16 protein-coding genes are annotated in these 17,031 nt (G+C 62.6%); all 16 read left to right on the forward strand.

What is annotated here, in order from left to right; all coding sequences use genetic code 11:
• The first annotated feature begins 656 nt into the window (after positions 1-656).
• The 16 genes from mnmG to glmU all read left to right on the forward strand — a co-directional run bounded on the left by mnmG (position 657) and on the right by glmU (position 16,982).
• A complete protein-coding gene (gene mnmG, locus H146_RS0100810; protein WP_019949940.1) occupies positions 657-2,549 on the forward strand; it encodes a tRNA uridine-5-carboxymethylaminomethyl(34) synthesis enzyme MnmG in 1,893 nt (630 codons plus the stop codon).
• On the forward strand, positions 2,546-3,163 hold the full coding sequence (gene rsmG, locus H146_RS0100815) for a 16S rRNA (guanine(527)-N(7))-methyltransferase RsmG (protein ID WP_019949941.1): 618 nt from the start codon (positions 2,546-2,548) through the stop codon (positions 3,161-3,163). Before mnmG ends, rsmG begins: the two co-directional genes overlap by 4 nt.
• A 36-nt stretch (positions 3,164-3,199) precedes the next feature.
• Entirely contained in the window at positions 3,200-3,970 is a 771-nt protein-coding gene (locus H146_RS0100820) for a ParA family protein (RefSeq protein WP_019949942.1), read from the forward strand.
• Between the two features lie 129 nt (positions 3,971-4,099).
• Entirely contained in the window at positions 4,100-5,029 is a 930-nt protein-coding gene (locus H146_RS0100825; RefSeq protein WP_019949943.1) for a ParB/RepB/Spo0J family partition protein, read from the forward strand.
• Between the two features lie 228 nt (positions 5,030-5,257).
• The gene (locus H146_RS0100830) at positions 5,258-5,665 is read left to right on the forward strand and encodes an ATP synthase subunit I (protein ID WP_083920747.1); all 408 of its coding nucleotides are present in this window, start codon (positions 5,258-5,260) and stop codon (positions 5,663-5,665) included.
• A 21-nt stretch (positions 5,666-5,686) separates the two neighbouring features.
• Positions 5,687-6,511, forward strand: a complete 825-nt coding sequence (gene atpB, locus H146_RS0100835; protein WP_019949945.1) for a F0F1 ATP synthase subunit A — start codon at positions 5,687-5,689, stop codon at positions 6,509-6,511.
• A gap of 69 nt (positions 6,512-6,580) precedes the next feature.
• Positions 6,581-6,811 (forward strand): F0F1 ATP synthase subunit C, encoded by a 231-nt coding sequence (atpE, locus tag H146_RS0100840; protein WP_019949946.1) that lies wholly within the window; start codon positions 6,581-6,583, stop codon positions 6,809-6,811.
• Between the two features lie 74 nt (positions 6,812-6,885).
• Positions 6,886-7,356 (forward strand): F0F1 ATP synthase subunit B, encoded by a 471-nt coding sequence (locus tag H146_RS0100845; protein WP_019949947.1) that lies wholly within the window; start codon positions 6,886-6,888, stop codon positions 7,354-7,356.
• An 11-nt stretch (positions 7,357-7,367) separates the two neighbouring features.
• Positions 7,368-7,904: a F0F1 ATP synthase subunit delta gene (locus H146_RS0100850; RefSeq protein ID WP_019949948.1), complete on the forward strand. Its 537-nt coding sequence runs from the start codon at positions 7,368-7,370 to the stop codon at positions 7,902-7,904.
• Positions 7,905-7,920: 16 nt separating this feature from the next.
• Entirely contained in the window at positions 7,921-9,465 is a 1,545-nt protein-coding gene (gene atpA / locus H146_RS0100855) for a F0F1 ATP synthase subunit alpha (RefSeq protein ID WP_019949949.1), read from the forward strand.
• Between the two features lie 72 nt (positions 9,466-9,537).
• A complete protein-coding gene (gene atpG, locus H146_RS0100860; protein WP_019949950.1) occupies positions 9,538-10,431 on the forward strand; it encodes a F0F1 ATP synthase subunit gamma in 894 nt (297 codons plus the stop codon).
• Positions 10,432-10,476: 45 nt separating this feature from the next.
• Positions 10,477-11,850 (forward strand): F0F1 ATP synthase subunit beta, encoded by a 1,374-nt coding sequence (gene atpD / locus H146_RS0100865; protein ID WP_019949951.1) that lies wholly within the window; start codon positions 10,477-10,479, stop codon positions 11,848-11,850.
• A 12-nt stretch (positions 11,851-11,862) separates the two neighbouring features.
• On the forward strand, positions 11,863-12,288 hold the full coding sequence (locus H146_RS0100870) for a F0F1 ATP synthase subunit epsilon (RefSeq protein WP_019949952.1): 426 nt from the start codon (positions 11,863-11,865) through the stop codon (positions 12,286-12,288).
• Positions 12,289-12,857: 569 nt separating this feature from the next.
• On the forward strand, positions 12,858-13,865 hold the full coding sequence (locus tag H146_RS0100875; RefSeq protein WP_019949953.1) for a 2-hydroxyacid dehydrogenase: 1,008 nt from the start codon (positions 12,858-12,860) through the stop codon (positions 13,863-13,865).
• 17 nt (positions 13,866-13,882) lie between these two features.
• Positions 13,883-15,502: an L-lactate permease gene (locus H146_RS0100880; protein WP_019949954.1), complete on the forward strand. Its 1,620-nt coding sequence runs from the start codon at positions 13,883-13,885 to the stop codon at positions 15,500-15,502.
• 109 nt (positions 15,503-15,611) lie between these two features.
• Positions 15,612-16,982, forward strand: coding sequence for a bifunctional UDP-N-acetylglucosamine diphosphorylase/glucosamine-1-phosphate N-acetyltransferase GlmU (gene glmU / locus H146_RS0100885; RefSeq protein ID WP_019949955.1), 1,371 nt, complete (start codon positions 15,612-15,614; stop codon positions 16,980-16,982).
• The last annotated feature ends 49 nt before the right edge of the window (positions 16,983-17,031 follow it).

Here is a 17,031-nt window from a genome sequence, read left to right on the forward strand (position 1 = left end):
CCACCACTGCGTGGCGGGCACCCCCCAGGTCCGCCTGACGCTATTTTCGCCTTCCTGCTCCCGGTCTGAATGCCGCTTTCCCCCTGTGGACAAAAAAAATTTCAGGCCTCTCCTTTTCTGCCTACAACTCCTGTCACCGGCGGCTTTCAGCACGCTTCGGATACTTGCCGGCAGCACTGAACGCCTGCGGGCACAACTGCCGTACAGCCCGGTTGAAAAAACCGGGACAGCAACGCCTGTGGGTAAAAAGGGATCTTGTGCACAGCCTTCGCAGAGACTGTGCCCGCACCGCGCGCAGTTTCACAACCGTTGAGACAACATGGTGAGCAACTGATTTTTTTACAAAAAATCGGCTTTTCCACAGAATCGAGCGTCCCCAGTAATCACAACCACAACAGAACTTCTTATTTAAAAAGACTGTTTTTAAATATTGAAACCCGATGAGGTGTGGTGCCCAATGTGGAAAACCCTGACGCCTGTTCACAGTCGCGTTATACTGCGCACCATTCGCAAGGAAGGTTGCCCACAGCCGGTTCAAACCCCTGTGGGCAACCGATAACCGCTACCAACAGCGGGCTCACGGAATCGGATCCGACCAAAGGACCGACGCTTACCGCTGATCGCCTGCTGCTTTCCCGTTTTTCGAGGTTGACAACGTGATTTACCCCGACCGCTTTGATGTAATCGTCATCGGCGGTGGTCATGCGGGTACCGAAGCCGCACTGGCTGCCGCTCGTAGTGGGTGTCGTACCCTGCTGCTGACCCACAACATCGAAACCCTCGGCCAGATGTCCTGTAATCCCGCCATCGGCGGTATCGGCAAGAGCCATCTGGTCAAGGAGATCGATGCTCTCGGCGGCGCCATGGCACTGGCCACGGACCATGGCGGCATCCAGTTTCGTACCCTCAATTCGCGCAAGGGGCCGGCGGTGCGCGCCACCCGTGCTCAGGCCGATCGGGTACGCTACAAGGCGTCGATTCGCCACATGCTGGAGAATCAGCCCAACCTGTCGATCTTCTCCCAGGCCGCCGATGACCTGATCGTCGAAGGCGATACCGCACGTGGCGTGCTGACCCGTGGTGGCGTGCGTTTCATGGCCGACGCCGTGGTGTTGTGTACCGGTACTTTCCTCGGTGGCGTGATCCACATTGGTATGGAACATCACAGCGGCGGACGTTGCGGAGACCCGGCCGCCAACGCACTGGCCGAACGGCTGCGCGAACAGCCGTTGCGTGTCGCGCGGCTGAAAACCGGTACACCGCCGCGGCTCGACGCCAGAACGGTGGATTTCTCGAAACTCGGCGAGCAGCCCGGCGATACGCCGCGACCGGTCATGTCGTGGATGGGCCACCGTGATATGCACCCCGAGCAGGTGAGCTGCTTCATTGCCCACACCAACGAGCGCACTCACGACATCATTCGCGCCAACCTCGACCGCTCGCCGATGTACTCCGGAGTGATTGACAGCACCGGGCCGCGCTACTGCCCGTCGATCGAGGACAAGATCCACCGTTTCGCCGACAAGCAGAGCCACCAGGTCTTCATCGAACCGGAAGGTCTCGATACCCACGAGCTCTACCCCAACGGCATCTCCACGTCGCTGCCGTTTGATACCCAGCTTGAACTGGTGCGCTCCATCGAAGGGCTCGAAAATGCCCACATCACCCGCCCCGGCTACGCCATCGAATACGACTTCTTCGATCCGCGCGATCTGAAGCACTCGCTGGAAACGAAGGTTATCCACAATCTCTGGTTCGCCGGTCAGATCAACGGCACCACCGGCTACGAGGAGGCCGCTGCCCAGGGGCTGCTGGCCGGCCTCAACGCGGCTCGTCGGGTCAAAGGGCTGGAGGCCTGGTGGCCACGGCGTGACGAGGCCTACATCGGCGTGATGGTCGACGACCTGATTCGCATGGGCACTCAGGAGCCCTACCGCATGTTCACTTCCCGCGCCGAGTACCGTCTGCTGCTGCGTGAGGACAACGCCGATTTGCGCCTGACCGCACTGGGCCGCGACATGGGGCTGGTCGATGATGACCGCTGGCGCGCTTTCGAAATCCGCCGTGACGCTATCGAGGCCGAGCAGGCCCGCCTCGATCAAATCCGGGTTCAGCCCGGCAGCGCGGCGGCCGCCCGGCTTGCCGAACGCATCGGCCCGCTCTCGCGTGAGCAGCGCCTGTCTGATCTGCTGCGTCGCCCCGAACTCGGTTACGACGATATCGCGGCGCTTTGCGAGGGAGCGCCGCAGGATCCGCTGGTGCGTGAGCAGGTGCAGATTCAGGCCAAATACCGCGGCTATATCGACCGTCAGAGCGAGGAAATCGAAAAACTCAGGCGCCACGAGGCAACCCGGCTGCCGGCTGATATCGACTACAGCCGCATCGACGGGCTCTCCAACGAGATTCGCCAGAAACTCGAGACGGCGCGCCCCGAAACCCTGGCCGAGGCCGGCCGCATTCCCGGCGTCACGCCGGCGGCGGTCTCGATGCTGTTGATTCATCTCAAAAAGCGTGATCGCTCCGGCGTAGCGCGAGCGAGCGGTGAATGAGCAACGCGCTCGGTGAGCGCCTCGATACGGGGCTGGCGGCGCTGGGGCTCGAGGTCGAAAGTGCCGTCCGCGAACGTCTGCTGGCCTTTGTCGCGCTGTTGAACAAGTGGAACCGGGCCTATAACCTCACGGCAGTACGCGATCCGCAGACGATGGTGACGCGCCATCTGCTCGATGCCCTCGCCGTATTGCCCTTCATCGAGGGACCGCGGCTTCTGGATGTGGGCAGCGGTGCCGGCCTGCCCGGCATCGTGCTGGCGATCGCACGGCCCGATATCGCTGTCACCTCGGTGGACAGCGTGGGCAAGAAGATTCGCTTTCAGCGTCAGGTGCTGTTCGAGCTGGGTATCGATAACGTGACGGCATTGAACGAGCGCGTCGAGCAGCTCGGGGGCGCGCGTTTCGAGCAGATCATCAGCCGTGCTTTCGCCGCCCCCGACGCCTTCGTTGCCCTGACACGGCATCTGCTCACTCCCGGCGGCCACTGGCTGGCGATGGTGGGCCAGGCAGAGATTGACGCTCTGCCCGAGCAGGCGCTGATCACCAACACCCGGGCGCTGAGGGTGCCCGGCGAGCAGGGGCAGCGTCACCTGCTGACCATCGAGGCGCGCTGACAGGCTTTTCAGAGACAACACAACAGGACATCACTCTTGGCCCGCATCATCGCACTGACCAATCAGAAAGGGGGCGTCGGCAAGACCACTACTGCCGTCAACCTCGCCGCGGCGCTGGCCTCGCTCAAAAAGCGGGTGCTGCTGGTCGATCTTGATCCCCAGGGTCACGCCACCATGGGCAGCGGCATCGACAAGCACGGGCTTGCCAACGGCGGTACGCTGGATGTGCTGCTGGAAGAGCTGCCGGCCCGCGAGGCGCTCATCGATTGCGCCGAAGCCGGCTACCAGTTGCTGCCCGCCAACGGTGACCTTACCGCCGCCGAGGTCGCCCTGCTCGACCGCGATGCCCGCGAGCGCTGCCTCGAGCGTGCGCTTGCTCCGCTCGCCGGCGATTTCGACGTAGTGCTGATCGACTGCCCGCCGTCGCTCAACATGCTGACCGTCAATGCTTTGACCGCGGCGCACGGCGTGCTGATTCCGCTGCAGTGCGAGTTCTATGCCCTCGAGGGTCTTTCCATGCTGCTCGATACCGTCGAGCAGATTCGTGACGGCATCAATCCGGGGCTGTCGCTGGACGGCATCGTGCGCACCATGTTCGATAACCGCAACAGCCTGACCCGCGACGTCAGCAATCAGCTGTCGAACTACTTCGGTGACGATCTGCTGCGTACTACCATTCCGCGCAACGTGCGCCTTGCCGAAGCCCCCAGTCACGGTCAGCCGATCAATCGCTACGCACGATTGTCGCGCGGTGCTCATGCCTATCGCGTGCTGGCGCGTGAACTGGCGCGCCGGCTGTCGCTGTAGTATCGCCATGACCATCGTGTCGATCCGGACAATCCGCAGCGGACTTTGCGCAGGCCGCGGGCGGTGTCATCATGGCGCTGTCACGATGCCTTGCCGGTATCCCTCAGGCCCTCAAGCGAGGATCCCTTCATGACGCGTAAACGTGCCCTGGGCAGAGGACTGGATGCCCTGATCGGTGCCAATGCTCGCCAGCGTTCACAGGTACCCCTGGATGACGACGGCGAACAGGGTGCCGCGGTGCCGGCCGATGCCTCGCCGCTGATCGACAGCCGTGAACGTCTCGAACGCCTGCCGTTGGCCGAACTGACCCGCGGGCGCTACCAGCCGCGCCGCGAGATGCACGGCGAGCGGCTCGAGGAGCTGGCGGCCTCGATTCGCAATCGTGGCGTCATGCAACCTATCGTGGTCAGACCACTGCCCGAAGGCAGCGAAGCGCGCTATGAGATCATCGCCGGCGAGCGCCGCTGGCGGGCCGCCCAACTGGCCGAGCTGGACGTCATTCCGGCGGTAGTACGCGAACTCGACGACGAGTCGGCGCTGGCACTGGCGCTGATCGAGAACATCCAGCGCGAAAACCTCAATCCGATCGAGGAGACGCTGGCGCTCAGGCGGCTGATGGACGAATTTTCGCTCACCCAGCAGCAGGCCGCTGACGCCGTAGGGCGATCACGCGCCCAGGTGGCCAATCTGCTGCGCCTTTTGGCACTGGAAGAAGAGGTGCAGACGCTGCTTTCCCGGGGCGAGCTGGATGTCGGCCACGCCCGCGCGCTGCTCGCGCTCAAGGGCGCACGTCAGCGCGAGGCAGCGCGCGAGGTCGTGTCCAGAGGGCTGACAGTGCGTCAGACTGAAGCACTGGTCAAACGCCTTGCCGAGCAGAAAAAAAAGGAGCCCGCACCCGTCGAAAGCGGCTCGAAGGATGTCGATCGGCTGGAGAATCAGCTCGCCGAGCTGCTTGGTGCGCGCGTCAACATCAGCCACAATAAAAGCGGCAAGGGCAGCCTGACCATTCGCTATACCAGCCTCGACGAGCTCGACGGCATCCTCTCCCACATCGGTTGACCTCCCCGGCATTGCGGCCCGTAAACGGGATCAAGCGCTTAAACGCGACTTAACCCGGTGTTGTCAACGGTGCCGGTTTGACACAGGATCGACCCGCTTTTGGCGCAGATAGGCTTTTACAGCGGTGATTTCCCGACCGGCAGCGTTGAAGCCGCCGGGGGGCTTCCTTATAATCCGCCTGCCCGTTCGAACGTGGCGCGTCAAAGCTTGTGAAGGCGTAAAAAGCTCATGCAACGACCGCACAGAGTGGCTCCGGCGCGACCGAAGCGTCCCGGGGTGCATCGCCTGCTGCTGGCTCAGGTCGGCGTCATCCTGACTGTCGTAGCATTGAGCCTGATCGTCGGAAAAGGTAGTGTCACCCTTTCCGCACTGCTGGGCGGCCTGGTGGCGTTGATACCCAACGCCTGGTTTGCGTGGCGAGCTTTCATGTATCGGGGAGCACGTTTCAGGGCTCGCATGATCGGCAGTCTGTATCGCGCTCAGGTGGGCAAATATATGCTGGTGATGCTGCTGTTTGCTGTTGTCTTCAGCATTGTACCGCCGCAGGCGCCTGTATGGTTTTTCGCGACTTTCGCCCTGGTGCAGGGCGTTTACGGGGCAGGCCCCTGGCTGATCGGCCGAGCCGGTTCCCACTAAAACAGGATTCAAGGCAACGTTATGGCAGGCGAGACGACCAGTTCGACCTACTACATCACGCACCACCTGCAGAACCTGACCTTCGGCCTGCATCCCGAACACGGCTGGTCCTTTGCCCACAGCCTCGAAGAGGCTCGGCAGATGGGCTTCTGGGCCATCCATGTCGATACCATGGGCTGGTCGATCGCCACCGGGCTGCTGTTTCTGTGGCTGTTTCGCCATCTGGGTAAAACCGCCACCACCGGTGTGCCGTCCGGTATTCAGAATGCGCTCGAGATGGTGTTCGAGTTCTGCGAAGGCATTGTGCGCACCAGTTTTCATGGCCAGAGCCGCTTGATCGGGCCGCTGGCACTGACGCTGTTCTGCTGGATATTTTTCATGAACGCCCTCAAGTGGCTGCCGATCGATCTGTTCCCGCAGATCTTTGCCAGATTTGGCGTCGACTACATGCGTATCGTGCCGACCAGCGACCCCAACGTCACCCTCGGGCTGGGCTTTGCGGTCTTTGGTCTGATCATTTTCTACAGCATCCGCAACAAGGGCCTTGGTGGTTTCGCCAAAGAGATGGCGTTCACGCCTTTTAACCACTGGTCGCTGGTTCCCTTCAACCTGCTGCTGGAACTGGTAGTGCTGTGCGTCAAGCCGATCAGCCTTGGACTGCGTCTGTTCGGCAACATCTTCGCCGGCGAGGTGATTTTCATCATGATCGCCCTGCTACCTTTCTGGATCATGTGGGTACTGGATGTTCCCTGGCTGATCTTTCACATCCTGATCATCGTGCTGCAGGCCTTCATTTTTGCCGTGCTGAGCGTGGTCTACCTGAATGCCGCCTTCGAAGAGCACTAACGCCAATAACAACGCAAGTTTCAATCACCCTTGATCCCTGATCGCTAACCCTGAAACAGGAGCCACTCCATGGAACTCGTTTACATTGCTGCCGCCCTCATGATCAGTGGGGCCGCTATCGCCACCGGTATCGGTTTCGGTCTGCTGGGCGGCAAGCTGCTCGACTCCACCGCGCGCCAGCCGGAGCTGAGCGACCAACTGCAGACCAAGACCTTCATCATGGCCGGTCTGCTTGATGCCGTGCCGATGATCGGCGTGGGTATCGCGATGTACCTGATCTTCGTCGTCGCCGGCGGTTAAATCCTTCACACCGGGCCCGGGTCGCTCGGTGTGACCGCTTCCGGCCACCACGAAACCGCAGGAGGTATATCCGCGTGACTATCAATATGACGCTCATCGGCCAGATGATCGCCTTCGCGATCTTTCTCTGGTTCTGTATGAAGTATGTCTGGCCGCCGATCACGAAGGCGCTCGAAGAGCGTCAGCAACGCATTCGTGACGGCCTCGAGGAGGCCGACAGGGCGCGCGCCGAGCTTAGCCAGGCCAATGAACAGGCCGAAGAGACCCTGCGTGAGAGTCGCGAAGAGGCCGCTCGCATTCTTGAAAAGGCCCGCACACGCGCCAATCAGATGATCGAGGATGCGCGTGATGACGCTCGTGTCGAGGGCGAGCGCATGATTGCCAACGCGCGCAGCGAAATCGACAGCGAAGTACAGCGGGCGAAGGAGGAGCTGCGTGCCCAGGTGGCGACGCTGGCCGTACAGGGTGCCGAGCGCATTCTCGAGTCCTCCATCGACGAGAAGAAACATCGCGAGATGGTCGACCGGCTCGCTGCAGAACTCTGAGAGGACGCCTTATGTCGGACAATGTGACCCAGGCACGTCCCTACGCCAGAGCCGCCTTCGAGCTGGCCCGCGAGAACGACAGCCTCGATGCATGGTCGGCGATGCTGGCCGAGGCGGCGCGGTTGACCGCCGACGAGCGGGTACACCGGCTTATTCACGACCCGCGCCGTGCGGCGCGCGACAAGGGTAATACCCTGGTCGAACTGCTGGGTGAGCTGGTGCCCGAACGCGGCGCCAACTTCCTGATGGTGCTGGCGCGTCAGCAGCGCCTCGATGCCCTCGCCGCCATGAGCGAGCTGTTCGAGGCTGAACGCGAAGCTCATGAGCAGCGCATCAGCGTGGAGATCATCTCGGCCTATCCGCTTGATCAGGCGCAACAGGACAAGCTCGCACAGGCGCTCGAAAAGCGCCTGAACCGCGAAATCACGATCACCACTTCGGTGGACGAGACGCTGCTGGGCGGCGTCGTCATTCGTGCCGGTGATACCGTCATCGACGGTTCGGCACGAGGGCGTCTGAATCGTCTCGCCAGCCTTCTGAACCACTGAAGTCGAGGGACACGGCATGCAGCAACTCAATCCTTCCGAAATCAGCGACATCATCAAGGGTCGGATCGAGAATCTCGATCTCGACGCCCAGGCGCGCAACGAAGGCACCATCGTGGGTGTCGCCGACGGCATCGTGCGCATCCACGGGCTGGCCGACGCCATGTTCGGCGAGATGATTGAATTCCCCCACGATATCTTCGGCATGGTGCTCAACCTCGAGCGCGACAGCGCCGGTGTCGTGGTGCTGGGCGACTATCAGAAGCTCGAAGAGGGCATGACCGGCAAGTGCACCGGCCGTATCCTCGAAGTGCCGGTAGGTCGCGAACTGGTCGGCCGCGTGGTCGATGCGCTGGGTAACGCCATCGACGGCAAGGGCGAAATCGAGGCCAGCGAAAGCGACGCGGTGGAGAAGGTCGCCCCCGGCGTTATCGCTCGTCAGGGCGTCGATCAGCCGGTACAGACCGGTCTCAAGTCGATCGATGCCATGGTGCCGATCGGCCGCGGCCAGCGTGAGCTGATTATCGGTGACCGTCAGATCGGCAAGTCGGCGATCGCCATCGATGCCATCATCAACCAGAAAGGCAAGGGCATCACCTGCGTCTATGTGGCGATCGGCCAGAAGCAGTCGACCATCGCCAACGTGGTACGCAAGCTTGAAGAGCACGGCGCCATGGCGCACACCATCGTGGTTGCCGCCGGTGCTGCCGATCCGGCCGCCATGCAGTTCATCGCACCCTACGCCGGCTGCACCATGGGCGAGTACTTCCGCGACCGCGGCGAGGATGCCCTGATCGTCTACGATGATCTCTCCAAGCAGGCCGTTGCCTATCGTCAGATCTCGCTGCTGCTGCGTCGTCCGCCGGGTCGTGAAGCCTATCCGGGCGACGTCTTCTATCTCCACTCGCGTCTGCTGGAGCGCGCTTCGCGGGTCAATGCCGAGTATGTCGAGAAACTCACCAATGGTGAGGTGAGCGGCAAAACCGGTTCGCTGACCGCGCTGCCGATCATCGAGACCCAGGGCGGCGACGTATCGGCGTTCGTCCCCACCAACGTGATCTCGATCACCGATGGCCAGATCTTCCTCGAGACCGATCTGTTCCACTCCGGCGTGCGCCCGGCAATCAATGCCGGCCTGTCGGTATCCCGCGTGGGCGGTTCGGCACAGACCAAAATCATCAAGAAGCTGGGCGGTGGCGTGCGTCTGGCGCTGGCGCAGTACCGCGAACTGGCGGCCTTCTCGCAGTTCGCTTCCGATCTTGACGAGGCAACCCGCAAGCAGCTGGAGCACGGTCAGCGTGTTACCGAGCTGATGAAGCAGAACCAGTACTCGCCGATGTCGATCGCGCAGATGGCGGTAACGCTCTATGCCGCCAACGAGGGCTTCCTCGAGGACGTGCCGGTCGACAGGGTGCTCGACTTCGAGCGTGCGCTGCAGGATTTCATGCAGAGCGAGCACGCCGAGCTGATGGAGAAGATCAACAGCACCGGTGGCTATGACGACGAGATTCAGCAGGGCCTGAAAAGCGCTCTCGAATCGTTCAAGTCAACGCAGAGCTACTGAGGCCCCGCCGCCGGGCTGTGATCGATCACTGCAGCCCGGCGCTCTGCGCTGATTGACAAGGAGAATTTCGCGATGGCAGCCGGAAAAGAGATCAAATCCCAGATCGGGAGTATCAAGAATACTCAGAAGATCACCAGCGCCATGGAGATGGTGGCGGCCTCCAAGATGCGCCGCGCTCAGGATCGCATGGCGGCCAGCCAGCCCTATGCCGGCCGTATCCGCCGGGTAGTCAGCCACGTCAGCCGTGCCAATCCGGAGTATCGTCACGACTATCAGATCGAGCGCGAGGTCAAGCGCATCGGTTATATCGTGGTGACCTCCGATCGCGGCCTGTGCGGCGGTCTCAACAGCAACCTGTTGCGGCGTGTACTGCGCGAGGTGCGCGAATGGCGTGACCAGGGTGTCGAGGTCTCCTTCTGCGCGCTGGGAACCAAGGGCAGCGTGTTCTTTCGCAAGTATGGCGGCGATCTCAAGGCAGCCGTGCGCAGCCTGGGCGATGCGCCGGAAGCGTCGCAGCTGATCGGCAGTATCAACGTCATGCTGGCGGCTTTCGACGAAGGCGAGCTCGACCGAATCGATCTGGTCTACAACGAGTTCGTCAACACCATGACGCAGAAGCCGGTCGTGCATCAGCTGCTGCCGCTGCCGAAGTCGCTCGACGAAGAGGACGAGGCAGAAGATGCCGAGCAGGACGACGTCTCCAGCGGTGGCTGGGACTATATCTACGAGCCGGACGTTAAAACCCTGCTCGACAAGCTGCTGGTGCGCTACGTCGAAGCCCAGGTCTATCAGGCCGTGGTGGAAAACATCGCCAGCGAGCAGGCCGCCCGCATGATCGCGATGAAAAACGCCTCCGATAACGCCGGCGACATCATCGACGACCTCCAGCTGCAGTACAACAAGGCGCGTCAGGCCGCCATCACCCAGGAAATCTCCGAGATCGTGGGTGGTGCCGCCGCGGTGTAGGGTCGGCCCGTCGGAAAGTTTTTTACAGATTCAAGAGGAATCAGGATGAGCGGACGTATCGTACAGATCATCGGGGCGGTGATTGACGTCGAGTTTGATCGCAGCGACGTGCCTCACGTCTTCGAAGCCATTGAGGTCGAGGAGAGCGGTACCATCCTCGAGGTGCAGCAGCAGCTCGGCGACGGGGTGGTGCGCGCTATCGCCATGGGCTCCACCGAAGGCCTCAAGCGTGGTATGACGGTCGCCAACACCGGCGCGCCGATTTCGGTACCGGTAGGCCAGAAGACCCTGGGCCGCATCATGAACGTGCTCGGCGAGCCGATCGACGAGTGCGGCGAAATCGGCGAAGAGAAACGCAGCCCGATTCACCGCAGTGCGCCCAGTTTCGCCGAGCAGGCGGCTTCCAACGAGCTTTTGGAGACGGGGATCAAGGTCATTGACCTGATCTGCCCCTTCGCCAAGGGCGGCAAGGTTGGCCTGTTCGGCGGTGCCGGTGTGGGCAAGACCGTCAACATGATGGAGCTGATCCGTAATATCGCCACCGAGCACTCCGGCTATTCGGTATTTACCGGCGTCGGCGAACGTACCCGTGAAGGTAACGACTTCTACTACGAGATGCAGGAGTCCAACGTTCTCGACAAGGTGTCGCTGGTCTACGGTCAGATGAACGAGCCGCCCGGCAACCGTCTGCGCGTGGCCCTCACCGGCCTGACCATCGCCGAGGATTTCCGCGACGAAGGCCGCGACGTGCTGCTGTTCGTCGACAACATTTACCGCTATACGCTGGCGGGGACCGAGGTGTCGGCACTGCTTGGGCGTATGCCGTCGGCAGTAGGCTATCAGCCGACCCTGGCCGAGGAGATGGGTCTTCTGCAGGAGCGCATCACCTCGACCCGTACCGGTTCGATCACCTCGGTGCAGGCGGTCTACGTGCCGGCCGACGACCTGACCGACCCGTCGCCGGCGACCACCTTCGCCCACCTCGACGCCACCGTGGTACTGGCGCGTTCGATCGCCGAGCTGGGTATCTATCCCGCCATCGATCCGCTCGATTCCACCTCGCGTCAGCTCGACCCCCAGGTGGTCGGCGACGAGCACTACAAGGTGGCGCGCGGCGTGCAGAACGTGCTGCAGCGCTACAAGGAGCTCAAGGACATCATCGCCATTCTCGGCATGGATGAGCTTTCCGACGAGGACAAGCAGACCGTGGCACGGGCGCGCAAAATTCAGCGCTTTTTGTCGCAGCCGTTCTTCGTCGCCGAGGTGTTCACCGGCGCGCCCGGCAAGTACGTCTCTCTCAAGGAGACCATTCGCGCTTTCCAGGGCATCCTCAACGGCGATTACGACCATATGCCCGAGCAGGCATTCTACATGGTCGGCACCATCGACGAGGCGGTCGAGAAAGCCGACAACATGTAAGGAGGAGCGCTCATGGCGACCATGCAGTGCAGTATCGTCAGTGCGGAGCGCAATATCTTCGCCGGCGAGGTCGAAAGAGTGGTAGCGGTCAGCGTTATGGGGGAGCTGGGTATCCTCCGCGGTCACGAGCCGTCGCTTCTGGAGCTCAAGCCGGGACCGGTGCGCGTTATCCGTGAAGGAGGCGAAGAAGAGATCTTCTACGTTTCCGGCGGTTTTCTCGAGGTCCAGCCTCATGAGGTGAGCGTGCTGGCCGACAGCGCCGAGCGTGCTCGCGATCTCGACGCCGGCGAGGCAGAAAAGGCCCGTGACGAGGCGCGCAGTGCGCTTGCCGGACGCAGCGGCGAGCTTGACCATCAGCACGCGCTGGCCGAGATCGAGGCGGCCACTGCGCGGCTGCGTACCCTGTCACAGCTGCGCAACCGCAAGGGCCAGAAGTAGCGCTTCGCTGGCTGTAAAGTGCGAAACGTCGATCAGGCGGCCTGCGGGCCGCTTTTTTGTCCAGCATTCCCGTTGTGTGTCCCCCTGCCCTCCCTGGCGGGCACCCCCTGGGGCCGCCACTGCGTGGCGTCAAAAATCACTCCCGGTGATTTTTTGTGCCCTGCCCTCCCTGGCGGGCACCCCCTGGGGCCGCCACTGCGTGGCGTCAAAAATCGTTCCTGACGATTTTTTGTGCCCTGCCCTCCCTGGCGAGCACCCCCTGGGGCCGCCACTGCGTGGCGTCAAAAATCACTCCCGGTGATTTTTTGTGCCCTGCCCTCCCTGGCGGGCACCCTTCGGGCCGCCTGCGGCGTCAAAAATCGCTCCCGGCGATTTTTTGCTTTCCGCCGTACTTTTTCTCGTTTCATGGTGCCGCTCCGGGCGCCAATTTGTCACAGCAACTCACGGCACCAAATCGTCCATGATAGTAGAGAACGATATTTTTGTTGCCGCAACGATAGGCCGACTTCCACGACGGTCAATCGCCCAATCGCCTGGAAAGCGGCACAGGTTATAAAACGGGGGGACATATGCAGGTTAAATTCTTCGGTAGTCAACCTTACGACCAGCGCTCTTTCGAGGCGCATCGGGAGGATTTCTCCTCCGAGCTCGATATCTCTTTCGAGTTTTTGAATGCCGAGCTCGACAAGCATACCGTCGCCCTTGCCGAGGGCGCCGACGCCATCTGCGTCTTCGTCAACGCTCAGCTCGATCGCGAGGTGCTGGAGCGGCTCGTAGAACTTGGCGTGCGCGCTGTACTGCTGCGCTGCGCCGGCTTCAACAACCTCGATCTGGAAGCCGCCGACGAGCTGGGGCTGTTCGTCGCCCGGGTACCGGCCTATTCTCCCGAGGCGGTCGCCGAGCATACTCTGGCACTGACGATGACGCTCAACCGTCATACTCACCGCGCCTTCAACCGCGTACGCGAAGGCAACTTCGCCCTCGACGGCCTGCTGGGCATGACCCTGCACGGCAAGACGGTGGGCATCGTCGGCACCGGCCGCATCGGGCTGGCGACCGCCGCCATCTTTCATGGCCTTGGTTGTCGGGTGCTGGGTTTTGATCCAGTGCCGGCAGCGGCCTTCGAGCAGTACGGCACGGCGGTGGAGCTCGACACCCTGCTGGCCGAATCCGATATCGTCAGCCTGCACTGCCCGTTGTTTCAGAGTACCCATCACCTCATCAATGCCGATTCACTTCAGAAAATGAAATCCGGCGCGATGCTGATCAACACCTCCAGAGGCGGGCTGATTGATACCCCGGCAGTCATCGAGGCACTCAAGTCGCACCAGCTGGGTGCGCTGGCGATCGATGTCTACGAGCAGGAGGCGCCGCTGTTTTTCGCCGACCGCTCGGCGGATTTCATCGACGATGATCTCTTCGTGCGGCTGATGACCTTCCCCAACGTGCTGATTACCGGCCACCAGGGGTTCTTTACCCGCGAGGCGCTCAGCGAGATTGCCGATACCACCCTGAAAAATCTGGCGGATTTTGCAGCCGGACGTGACTGTCCGCATCGCCTGTCATCGATCAACTAACGCCGGGAGAGACTGTTATGTGGCAGCAGGTCTATAACCCGCTTGGTAGCGTCACGCTGTCGGCACTGGTGGCGGCTATACCGGTGGCTACCTTTTTGCTGGCGCTGACGCTGTTTCGACTCAAGGGCACCAATGCTGCTCTGATTGCACTGGGCGTGGCGGTGGTAACCGCCGCGGCGGTCTTCGGCATGCCGCCGACAGCGATCGCCGGCGCTGCCCTGTACGGCATTCTCAACGGCCTGTGGCCGATCGGCTGGATCGTGCTGATGGCGGTGTGGCTCTACAGGATCGCGGTCAAGAGCGGCAAGTTCGAGGTCATTCGCGGCAGCATCGCCTCGGTCTCCCGGGATCAGCGCATTCAGGTGCTGCTGATCGCCTTCTGCTTCGGTGCCTTTCTGGAGGGTGCGGCAGGCTTTGGTATTCCCATCGCCATCTGCAGTGCGCTACTGGTCGAGCTGGGTTTCAAGCCGCTGCGCGCCGCCATGTTGTGTCTGGTCGCCAACGCCGCTTCGGGGGCCTACGGCGCGATCGGTATTCCCATCATCGTGGGGGCTCAGCAGGGCGGTGTGACCCTCGACGCCATGGCGGTGATGCTGATTCTGATCGTGCAGCTGTCGACCCTGTTCGTGCCGGCGCTGCTGGTGGCGATTCTCGACGGTTTCAGAGGCCTGCGCGAAACCTGGCCGGTGGTGCTGATGGTGGGCGCCCTGTTCAGTATCAGCCAGTCGCTGGTGCTCTATGCCCTCGGCCCCTGGCTGGTGGATATCATTCCGCCGGTGCTGGCCATGGCGGCGCTGGCCGGCTTCATGCGGCTGTGGTCACCGCGGCATATCTATCGCGAGTCGGACGCCGCCGAGGTGGCCGACCGTCAATGGGGCATCGCCGAGGTGATTCGTGCCTGGTCGCCCTTCTACATCCTGACCGCAATGATTCTGCTCTGGAGTCTGCCGCCGTTTCGCGCCCTGTTCGCCGCCGGCGGGCCGCTGGCCTGGACGACCCTCGCGCTGCCGACCCCCGGGCTGCACCAGCAGGTGATGGCGCTGCCGCCGATCGTTGGCGAGGCCACTCCGCTTGCCGCAGTGTGGAATCTCAACCTGGTCAGCGCTGCCGGTTCGGCGATCGCGCTCAGCGCTCTGCTGACCACGGCCTTTACCCCGTCGATCGGCTGGCGTCAGAGCGGCGAACAGCTGGTGCAGACCTGGCGCGAGCTGTGGAAGCCGATCGTCATGATCTGCCTGGTGATGGCGGTGGCCTATATTACCAACTTCGCCGGTGCTTCCTCCGCAATGGGGCTGGCGCTGGCTCAGTCGGGCCAGCTGTTTCCGCTTTTCTCGCCGGTGATCGGCTGGCTGGGCGTCTTCATCACCGGCTCGGTGGTCAATAACAACGTGCTGTTCGCCAACCTGCAGGCGGTCACCGCGCAGCAGATCGGCACCACCCCGGCACTGCTGGTGGCGGCCAACACCGCCGGCGGGGTGATGGCCAAGCTGATCTCGCCGCAGTCGATTGCTATCGCCGCCGCCGCGGTGGGGCTGGTGGGCAATGAGGCCGATATCACCCGTACCACGCTGCGCTTCAGCCTCGCGCTGCTGCTCTACACCTGCGTCTGGACGCTGCTCCTGTCGCTTTTGCTGTAGCGTTTGTTTCTGTAGTGGCTGAGCTATCCATTACACTGGCCATGATCGTGGGCGTGCCGTCGAGCACGCCCTTGAATTTCAGGTCGTATCCCGGAGAAGAGCCGCCGCCATGCCCATCGACATCGTCATCCTCGCTGCCGGACAGGGCAGCCGCATGCGTTCACGCAGGCCCAAGGTGCTTCACCCGCTGGCCGGCCGGCCGATGGTGCGCCACGTTATCGACGCCGCGCTGCAGGCCTTTGAAGCGCCGCGACTCCATGTGGTGGTGGGGCATGGTGCCGATCAGGTGAAAGCGGCACTCGACGGTCTGCCGATCAACTTTGTTGATCAGCACGAGCAGCGCGGCACCGGTCACGCGGTGGCACAGACGCTGGAGCAGCTGGGCGACGGCCCGGTACTGGTGCTCTATGGTGACGTGCCGCTGATCCAGCCGCAGACGCTGGAGGCGCTTGTCGAGCGGGTCGGCGAGCGGCAGATGGCGCTGTTGACCGTGCAGCTGGCGCATCCGCACGGCTACGGGCGTATCCTGCGTGACGACCGCGGCCGGGCGATAGCGATCGTCGAGCAGAAGGACGCCAGCCCCGAGCAGCAGGCGATCGGCGAGTGCAACACCGGCCTGCTGGCGGCCAGCGGCGCGCAGTTCAAACGCTGGCTGCCGGCGCTCTCCAGCGACAACGCTCAGGGGGAGTACTACCTCACCGACGTGATCGCCATGGCCGCCGCCGAGGGCGTCGAGGTGGCGACCACCGAGCCGGCGTCGGCAAGCGAGGTGCAGGGGGTCAACGACCGGACGCAGCTGGCGGCGCTGGAGCGTCTCTATCAGAGCCGCGAGGCGGAGCGGCTGATGCGCGAGGGGGTGAGTCTGGCCGATCCGAAGCGCATCGACGTGCGCGGCGATGTCACTGTCGGCCAGGACGTCTTCATCGACATCAACGTGATTTTCGAGGGCCGCGTGGTGCTGGAAGATGAGGTGGTGATCGGCCCCAACTGTGTGATCCGCGACAGCGTGTTGCGACGCGGTGCGGTGGTGAAGGCAAACAGCCATCTGGAAGGCGTCGAGCTGGGCGAGGAGAGCGACTGTGGCCCGTTCGCGCGGCTGCGGCCCGGTACCCGGCTGGCGGCCGGCGCGCATGTGGGCAACTTCGTCGAAACCAAGAACGCGACGCTTGGCGAAGGGGTGAAAGCCGGCCATCTCAGCTATCTCGGCGACAGCGTGATCGGTCGCGGCAGCAACATCGGCGCCGGTACCATCACCTGCAACTACGACGGCGCCAACAAGCACCAGACGCACATCGGCGATAACGTCTTCGTTGGCTCCAACAGCGCCCTGGTGGCGCCGGTGACCATTGGTGACGGCGCCACCATCGCCGCCGGTTCCACCATTACCCGCGAGGTGAAGGACGACGAACTCGCCATCGGCCGCAGCCGTCAGGTGGCCAAACAGGGCTGGCAGCGGCCGGTCAAAAAGCCGAAGAAGTGATGAGACGATGGCGGGTATCAGGACCAGGCCGAACAACAGAGAGGGAAGG

It is taken from the genome of Kushneria aurantia DSM 21353, from assembly GCF_000382245.1.
In the GTDB taxonomy this organism is placed as follows: Bacteria; Pseudomonadota; Gammaproteobacteria; order Pseudomonadales; family Halomonadaceae; genus Kushneria; species Kushneria aurantia.